Raw genomic sequence first — 8,383 nt, forward strand, 5'->3', positions numbered from 1 at the left:
CGCCAGGGCCAGATCCGGCAGAGAACGGGTGTCTTCGGGGTTGACCGCGGTCAAGATACGGTGCTGGCCGGAGAGATAGAGCAGCCCGTCACCGGGACGGCCTTCCTTACGTACGGTGGCGCCGAGGGCGGTGACGTCATTGGTCCGGCTCTGGGGCGTCCTCAGCGAAAGGCTCGGCGGGACGAGCGTGGCCAGTACGACAACCGCCGCGATCCACGCGTTGCGCGGTGACCGATGCAGCCGGTGGAAGTAGTCCATCCAGGCGCCCAGCAGTAACGCACTTCCGATACTGCTGTAGAGCACATACCGGTCGACGAAAATCGGCTTTACCAGTGACGCGATCAGCAGCAGAAGGCCCGGAAGTACAAGAATCGGCACAGCCAGCACAGAAAGCCGCACGGGCCCCCTCACCCCCAGGGGCGCTCGTGCACACGCCACGACCACAACCGCCACAGCCAGGAGACCATGAAGCCGCACCGGTCCGTCGATCCAGGAGACCTGCCCCGACTGCCCCGCACTGTAGATCGCCAGCGGCAACAGCCCGGCCACAACGCCCGCGGCAGTCACACTCCACGCTTTCAGCACCGGTCGTGGAACACGCGAGACGACCAAGGTGACGCCGTGCGCAACCAGGGCGAGGACCGCGAACTCATGGAGCAGACAGGCCAGCAGCATGGTGGAGCCATAGACCGCCCACCTCCACCGGGCGCGATGCGGGACGCTGACCACGAGCGCATAAGTGGCCCAGGCGACAAGGGCGCAGACCATGGCATACGAGCGGCCTTCCTGTGCGTACTTCTGTACGTGCGGAAGGAGCGGAAACACCAGCCCGGCGAGCAGCCCGGCACGGGGTCCCGCCAGGCGTAGCCCCAGAAGCCCGACCCCGCTCGCCGCCACGGACATCGCCAGCACAGACGGCAGCCGCAACGTCAGCAGCCCTCCGCCGAAGAAACCGAAGATCTCATGCATCACGGCGTAATAGAGGGCATGGACCAGATCAGCATGCTGGGCGGTGAGCCATATCTGCGAAAGATCGCGGTGCGCGAGCTGATAGGTGACGGCCTCGTCCCCCCACATAGTGTTCTTCCTGCGGATACCCCAGAGCCCTAGAGCGATGGTCAGCAACAGGGGTGCGATGACGACAACGGCTTTGGCCGGGCCCGGTGATCGTCGGCGGGCGGGTAAGGGAGGGGAAACCGTCCTGGCCACGGCGGGGACGCGTTCGGCAACGGACATCGGCGACAGGGCCTTTCAGCAGCGGCGAAGACACTCCGCCAGCGTGCCCGGACCTCGTTGACCGGATGCTGACCCAACCTGACCGGCCGATCAGGAAAGCGGGCCGGCGCTGTGCGAGGCTGCACCACATGCGCATCCTGGTGGTCGAAGACGAGGTGGACCTTGCCCACACCCTGCACACCGGTCTGACCGCCGAGGGCTACAGCGTCGACCTCGCTCATGACGGCCGGCAGGGACTGTGGATGGCCCGGACCGGCGAATACGCCCTTGTCGTACTGGACTTGATGCTGCCCGGACTCAACGGCTACAAGGTCTGCGCCCAACTTCGCCGGGAGGGCAACGCGACCCCCATCCTGGTACTCACCGCCAAGGACGGGGACTGGGACCAGGCAGAGGCCCTGGACACGGGGGCCGATGACTACTTGGCCAAACCCTTCTCCTACATGGTGCTCGTCGCACGGCTGCGGGCCCTGGTCAGACGGGCCGCCACACTCGCCCCGCCCGTCCTGGCCGTGGGCGACCTCTCGTTGGATGTCGCCGGCCGGGTCTGCCGCCGGGCCGGGGCCCGGGTGGAACTCACCCCCCGGGAGTTCGCCGTGCTGGAGCTGCTGGCCCGCCGGGCGGGCCAGGCGGTCTCCAAAGCGGATCTGCTCTATCACGCGTGGCCCGATGAAGCCTGGGACCCCAACCTGGTGGAGGCGCGCGTCAGCGCCCTCCGCAAGAAGGTGGACGCCGCGTTCCACCGGCAATCCCTGCAAACCGTACGGGGCACCGGCTACCGGCTGGTGGACGACCGTGAACGCGACTGAGCCGCGACGACTGCGCTGGTGGCCGCGGTCGGTGCGATCCCGCACGGCCCTGGCCGTCGCCGCGACCGCCGCCGTCATCCTGCTCGGCATCGGCTGGTGGGTACACGGCGACGTCTACCACCGGGGCACACAGATCGCCGAAGAACAGGCCCGGACGCAGCGCGACGCTCTCTGCGAGCAGCTGGAACAGGGTGTGGTTCCCGTCTCCACAAGCACCGTTCCGTTCGAGGTCGTCGCCTCCGGTCGACGCACCGCTGTCGCTTCCGGCGGGGCCATTGCCCTCGCCTACCCCGGCACCGATCACGTGATGCCCGCCCCGCCGACCGGGAGGGCCCGCCTATACCCGCCCGATACCGTCCGCATACCTGTGAACCGCAACTACGACCCCAGGGACAAATTCGATATGGCCGGCGGGACCCAGCGGGTCCTGATCGCCGATATTCCGGCCGAAGAACTCAGCAGCGAGGAAAGAGCAGCGTTGGGCGTTGCCGCCGACGCCAGGCTGCGGGTCTATGTGGTGGTGCTCCCGCACACAGCCGAGGAAATCACCGAGGTCACCGACCGCGTGCTGCTGCGGGCCGGACTTGTCAGCCTCGTACTGATCGGCGCTGCCGCCTACTTCGCCGTCCGATTCGCGCTGCGGCCCGTCGAAGCCATCCGCGTCCTTACCGCCTCGGTCACCGCGAGCGACCCCCGCGAACGCGTCACCGTCCCCGCCACGGGACACGAGATCACCGCCCTGGCCACCACCATCAATACCACCCTCCAACGCCTCGACAACGCCGCCGCCGAGCAACGCCGCTTCGTCGCGGACGCAGCCCACGAACTGCGCAGTCCCCTCACCACACTGCTCGCCAGCCTGGAAATCGCGCTCGCCTACCCGGATCGCACGGACTGGCCCGCCGCGGCCACCACCGCCGCACGACAGACCCGCCGCCTCCACGCCCTCGCCGAAGACCTGCTGCTCCTCGCCCGCCTCGACACCCGCGCCCCCACAGCCATACCAGAAACCGTCGACCTGACAGCCCTCGCCTCCCGCCTGACCGAGCAATACCCCCTCGCCGAAAGGCCGTTGACCCTCACCTGCGACAGCACCGCCCCCGCATACGCACACGGAAACCTCGGCGAACACGAACGGCTGCTGCGCAACCTCATCGACAACGCCGTCCGCCACGCCGCACACCGCATCCAGATCACCATTCGTAACCAGGACGCCTGGGTCGTCGTCACGGTGCACGACGACGGACCGGGCGTGCCCACCGAGGACGCCGAGCGCATCTTCGAACGCTTCGTCCGGCTCGACGACGCCCGCTCCCGCGACCAAGGCGGCACCGGCCTGGGCCTCGCCATCGCCCGCGACCTGGCCCACCGCCACCGAGGCACCCTCACGCTCACCCCCCGGACCCTCGGAGCATGCTTCCAGCTACGCCTTCCCCGAGCCCCCACTCCAGCCGAGGAATAGCGCGCCTCACCGCGAGAATTGAGGCGCTTCACCCCGGCAACACCGGCCACCGATGAGACGCCGCTGACCGGCCAAGCACAGACGGCACGGGATGGCGGTCATCGCCCTGACCGACGTCAGGGGGCGGCTGCCGTGGACCTCCACCGCCCGACCCGCGCAGGGCTCGGAGATCACCGCCTGCCACCACGACGACCTGGCCGGCCGACTCCGCGCGGCCGGCCTCGCCGAGATCGTTCGGCCGGACGGATGGTCGACGCAGGTCTCTCCAGAGTCGTCCTGGCCCACACAATCCAGAACATGAAACGTGAGTCGCAACGGAGTTACTCGATGGATATGCGGCTGCTGCTCGATTCCCTGTCCTCGCGAAATATCGAGTGGCGACAGCCGGCCCAACAGGGACCTGGGCGCCGGCGTTCACCAAGCTGTTCAAGTGAGGCCGGCTACGCCCACTGCCGGCGGACATCTCGCACGGAAGGACCGGACGGCGGACTCGGTCAGCTCGCGGGAGTCGTGGCTGACACCGCGGACCTGGGGCCTGTGGTCGGGCGTCGGACTGCCCGGCCACACCCGCGGTGCGATACCGGGGCCGGGGGTGGGATTCGCGAACGGAGTCGCGAAAGCTCCAACCTGCTCCACAAGTACGTCAACCAGGAGCGCGTCGAAGCCGATCGCCCCTCGCTGTTCCCGCGTCGACTCGCCCGCTACCCCCTCACCCACCCCGATCACCGCAAGGAACACCAGCGGGAAACGGATTGAGGCCGCCGCCACCGTCTGTCCGGAGATGTCCGCCCGCGCCAAGCTGATCAGCGCCTTGCCGCAACCGATCCCCTAGATGCAGGAGAGATCGTGTCTAACGCTTCCCCCGACAACGGCCGCATGGCCGAACTCCTGGCGAATCAGCAAGCAATGCTGGACGCAAAGCGGCTCGCGGAGGCCAGGCGCTCACGATGGGTGCGATAGAGACGAGTCCCGAGCGGGCGACCGGCATGCCAGACGACGGCGGGAACGGCGGCACGCAGGAACTGGGCCTGCTCCTCGCTCGCCCCGTACAGGGCCATGCCCAGCATCAGCAGACGCCGCGCGAAGGACACCTTGCCCAGGGACGCCTCGACGGTCGTCTTCCACTCGTGTTCGGTCAGGTGGCGATCGATGAGCGGCAGGATCCGCTCCTCCTCCAGCGCCAGATGCTCGTACACCGCCGGCAACAGACGTTCCGCAACGGCGGCGACGGCATCCCGGTCGGAGACGTCTGCGGAGGCCTGCCAACGCCGGCCGCCCGCGGCGAGCGCCTCCAACTCGCTGTCGATGAAGGCGTGCTGCTGGTCCAGCGTCTCGATGAGGGGCCCGACGTCGTCGGGGCAACGCTCCCGCAGTCGGGGCCACACGTGGTCGTCCTCGCTGGTGTGATGGGCGTGCAGGAAGTCGACCATCATCAGGACGTGGCCGGCGACGACGGCGGTGCCGTGCGCGTCACCCGCCGGCACACCGGCGATCAGCTCGGGCAGAGCGCCGAACTCCCTCCGCATGGCGTCATGCGCGCCGATCATGTCGCGGCTGTCGGCCAGCTTCTCGTTCTTCTCGGTGTGCATGGGAGCAGCTTCGAGGCCGTAGCTTTCAATCCGCCTACAGCACGGATACGGCGAGGCCGCCGCGCCGTTGCCGCCACTTCGGCCGGGGCTTCGAGGACCGCTTCCCCGACTTCGCCAAGTTCGCAGCCGCCCAGAACGAGAAGTACGGCCTGGGCCGGACGCCCGAAGAGGTCGAAGAGACCTTTTCCGACATCGCCGCGAAGCTCGACAGGAAGCCGAGCGTCGACGGATTCACGGGCGGGGCTTTCCGGCAGGCGACCTTCGACCGCTTCTACTACGACAGCAAGCTGCCGGAACTGGCCGGTATATGGAAGGCGCTCAACACCGGCAAGCCGATCCCCAAGCTGAAGCCGGCCGAAGGCGAGAGCCCGGCGGGCGGTTCGTCCGGCGTGCCCTCGGACAACTATCTGGCGAGTCAGATACACGTCAACTGCAACGACTCCAACTGGCCCACGGACGTCTCGGTCTACGCCCGAAACGTCGAGCAGGACCACAAGGCGTACCCCAAGTTCGGGGCCGCCGGCGCGGACATCACACCCTGCGCGTTCTGGCCGTCGCAGCCCAGCGAGAAGCCGGTGAAACTCACCGACCGCGGCCCGTCCAACATCCTGCTGCTTCAGAACCGCCGTGACCCCGCGACGCCACTGCACAGCGCCCTCAAGACGCGCGCGGCGCTCGGAAACCGGGCGCGACTGGTGACGGCCGACCAAGGCGGGCATCTGGCGTACCTGTTCCTCGACAACAAGTGCGCCAACGACATCGTCACCACCTGCCTCACCACCGGCGAACGCCCCGACGAAGACACCGTCTGCCCCTCGAACTGAGCCTGTAGGCCCTTGGCCTGCCGCTTCGACAGGCTCTGCATGGGCGTCACGGGCCGCGCGGTCCAGGAACGGCGGCGGCCCGGTCCGGCTTGCCGAGAGGCGGCCTGGAAAGACGATGCAGTGCCCGAGCGGTATCCGAGGCCCTGGGCGACGGCGAAGACCCAGCCGTGGCGCTTATCCGTGCAGTGGTCCCGTACTTGGCGACTGGGCGGATGTGCCCGTTTCTCGGCTCGGCGACACCCACGCGAGGCGTGCGGTGTCCGACACATTGACTCCTTGTCACTTAATGACATAATGTCGTCAAGCGACAGATTGGAAGGTGCCAGTGGGTACCACCCAAGACCGCACGGGTGCCTCGGAAGGCCGCCCGGCAGAAGGACCAGGTGAACAGCATGCAGGCACATACCCCGCAACAGTCCAAGCGACCGTCGGCACTGGAGCAGGCCGGAGGTACGCGAGGCATGGTGTATTCGGCTCTGCCGGCGCTGGCGTTCGTGGTGGCGAACGCGATGGGCGGGCTGGCGGTCGGCATCTTGGTGGCGCTCGGGGTGGCCGTGATCATCGGTACCGAGCGCCTGGTACACAAGGAGTCGGCGTCGCCGGCGATGGGCGGGGTGTTCGGTGTGGCGATCGCGGCCGGCGTCGCCTGGTGGACGGGGTCGGCGAAGGACTACTTCCTGCTGGGTATCTGGCTGAGTCTGGCCGGTGCGGTGGTGTTCCTGGGGTCGGTGGTCGTGCGGTGGCCCCTGGCCGGGGTGATCTGGAACTCGATGACGGGCAAGGGCCAGGTGTGGCGTGAGGAGCGTCGCTCGCGGTTCTACTTCGACATCGCGACGGTGACGCTGGCGCTGATCTTCGCGGCTCGGTTCGTAGTACAGCAGTACCTGTACACCCAGGACGAGGTTGGGTCGCTGGGCGTCGCCAAGATCGTCATGGGCTACCCGCTGCTGGCGGTGGGGCTGCTCGTGACGGCCTGGGCGGTCCGCGCCTCCGACCGCCGCCTGCGCGCCCTCGGGCTGATAGAAGCCAAGCGGTGAGGTCTCTACGGCACGGGCATAGCCGCCGCCCTCTCCGGCGGTGGCAACGCCCTCAGGCCGTGTCGCCGGTGACCGGATCCCCGACGGCCCCACCCGTGGCCCGGCGGACCGCGTGGGCGATCCGCTCGGGAGTGCCCCGGAAATCCTCCGGACTCGCGCCGTCCAGCAGGCCTGCCCCGACGTGTTCGTTCAGCACCCGCAGTGCCGCACCCGCGGTCGCCGCGTGCAACCGGATCTCCACATCGTCCGGCTCGCCCCCGAGGCGCTTCGCGATGATCTCGGCAATCTGCCGCTCCACCTGGTCACAGGCCATCAGCCAGGCCGTCCGGATGGCCGGCTCGCTGTCACCGAGGCGGATCATCTTGATGCCGAGCGCGGTGTCCTCCCGCTCCACCGGGCCGGCCTCACGGCCGTGCCGCAGCGCCTCGGCGCGGAAGTGGTCCTCCAGGGAGAGCCCGAGCGGCCAGCTGCGCAGGGTGTTGAGCTCCCAGTCGACGCTGCTCATGACGATTGGCTCCGCGCAGCTCTCCTTGCTGCGGAAGTGGCGCCAGATGGTCCGGGTGGAGAGGCCGACGGCCGCGGCGATCTGGTCACCGCTCGTCGCCTCCACCCCTTGGGTCCAGAACAGGCGGGAAGCCTCCCGCGAGACCTCCAGCCGAATCCGGCGCCTGCGCTCGGCGCTCATCCCGCCGCGTCCCTGCCCGGTCGTTCCCTCGGCTCCCGCCATACCCGCTCTCCTCCCGCTCCGGACGCGACCATGCCGTTCCGCCCCTTCGGGGCCGGGCGAATCGTCCCAACAAATAGCGACTCATCGCATCCTCGACCGACATTCACTAAGTGACAGAATGCTATCAAGTGACATCATGGGCAGGAAAGGGAGGAGAGCGCTATGTCGGGCAGCGCATCAGTACGCCTCCCGGACCCGCGCGAACGGCTGAGGCTGCGCATTTCCCGCGCGGCGACCCGGCTCTTCTTGACCGGCGGAACCGCCACCAGCGGCGACCGGATTGTCGAAGAGGCGGGAGTGTCCACCCGGACCATCTGGCGTCACTTCCGCAACAAGGAGAGCTGCGCCGAACCCATCGGACTGCGCGGCCTCGACTGGGAGCTCAACACTCTGCACGGCTGGCCACCCGGGACCCCTCTAGAGGACCACCTCACTGCCGAAGCGGCCCATTTCGCCCCCCGACCCGCACGACCCTTTCCTCCAGTACTTCAGCCTTTCGGCCCGGCTGATCCACCTCACCCGACACGAACCCGCGCTGCGCATCGCCTGGCTGATGGCCTGCGACCACGCCGAACACGGACCAACCGCAGTGCTCGCCCACCGGACGGGCCTGCCCGCCCCCATGCCCCACATCCGGGTGAACGTCGCGGCGGGCGCGGCGGCGCTGCGGGTCCTGCACGGGCTCAGAAGCACGGACCC

General features: G+C 68.5%; 8 protein-coding genes. 5 read left to right on the top strand and 3 right to left on the bottom strand.

Annotated elements, in window-relative coordinates; translation table 11 throughout:
- Positions 1–1,236: glycosyltransferase family 39 protein (locus P3L51_RS33440; RefSeq protein WP_354609108.1), on the bottom strand; the 1,236-nt coding region annotated here is incomplete at its 3' end.
- 128 nt (positions 1,237–1,364) lie between these two features.
- Here P3L51_RS33440 and P3L51_RS33445 point away from each other — a divergent pair.
- Both P3L51_RS33445 and P3L51_RS33450 read left to right on the top strand, forming a co-directional pair.
- Positions 1,365–2,045 (top strand): response regulator transcription factor, encoded by a 681-nt coding sequence (locus tag P3L51_RS33445; protein WP_354609109.1) that lies wholly within the window; start codon positions 1,365–1,367, stop codon positions 2,043–2,045.
- Positions 2,032–3,507 (top strand): sensor histidine kinase, encoded by a 1,476-nt coding sequence (locus tag P3L51_RS33450; protein ID WP_354609110.1) that lies wholly within the window; start codon positions 2,032–2,034, stop codon positions 3,505–3,507. Before P3L51_RS33445 ends, P3L51_RS33450 begins: the two co-directional genes overlap by 14 nt.
- Positions 3,508–4,403: 896 nt before the next feature.
- On the opposite strand, the gene P3L51_RS33455 is transcribed toward P3L51_RS33450, so the two are convergent.
- Positions 4,404–5,096 carry a hemerythrin domain-containing protein gene (locus P3L51_RS33455; RefSeq protein ID WP_354609111.1) on the bottom strand — a complete coding sequence of 231 codons (693 nt, stop codon included), beginning with the start codon at positions 5,094–5,096 and terminating at the stop codon, positions 4,404–4,406.
- Between the two features lie 389 nt (positions 5,097–5,485).
- On the opposite strand from P3L51_RS33455, the gene P3L51_RS33460 reads away from it, so the two are divergent.
- Positions 5,486–5,920, top strand: a complete 435-nt coding sequence (locus P3L51_RS33460; protein ID WP_354609112.1) for an alpha/beta hydrolase — start codon at positions 5,486–5,488, stop codon at positions 5,918–5,920.
- Between the two features lie 392 nt (positions 5,921–6,312).
- Positions 6,313–6,957, top strand: coding sequence for a DUF3159 domain-containing protein (locus P3L51_RS33465; RefSeq protein ID WP_354609113.1), 645 nt, complete (start codon positions 6,313–6,315; stop codon positions 6,955–6,957).
- 52 nt (positions 6,958–7,009) lie between these two features.
- On the opposite strand, the gene P3L51_RS33470 is transcribed toward P3L51_RS33465, so the two are convergent.
- Entirely contained in the window at positions 7,010–7,684 is a 675-nt protein-coding gene (locus tag P3L51_RS33470) for a TetR/AcrR family transcriptional regulator (RefSeq protein ID WP_354609114.1), read from the bottom strand.
- Between the two features lie 162 nt (positions 7,685–7,846).
- Here P3L51_RS33470 and P3L51_RS33475 point away from each other — a divergent pair.
- On the top strand, positions 7,847–8,383 hold a 537-nt coding region (locus P3L51_RS33475), incomplete at its 3' end, for a TetR/AcrR family transcriptional regulator (protein WP_354609115.1).

The organism is Streptomyces panacea (assembly GCF_040560175.1).
Classification (GTDB): domain Bacteria; phylum Actinomycetota; class Actinomycetes; order Streptomycetales; family Streptomycetaceae; genus Streptomyces; species Streptomyces panacea.

Coding starts and splice junctions, on each gene's coding strand:
- P3L51_RS33445 (WP_354609109.1), top strand. CDS start 1,365: ATGCGCATCCTGGTGGTCGAAGACGAGGTGGACCTTGCCCACACCCTG.
- P3L51_RS33455 (WP_354609111.1), bottom strand. CDS start 5,096: ATGCACACCGAGAAGAACGAGAAGCTGGCCGACAGCCGCGACATGATC.
- P3L51_RS33465 (WP_354609113.1), top strand. CDS start 6,313: ATGCAGGCACATACCCCGCAACAGTCCAAGCGACCGTCGGCACTGGAG.
- P3L51_RS33470 (WP_354609114.1), bottom strand. CDS start 7,684: ATGGCGGGAGCCGAGGGAACGACCGGGCAGGGACGCGGCGGGATGAGC.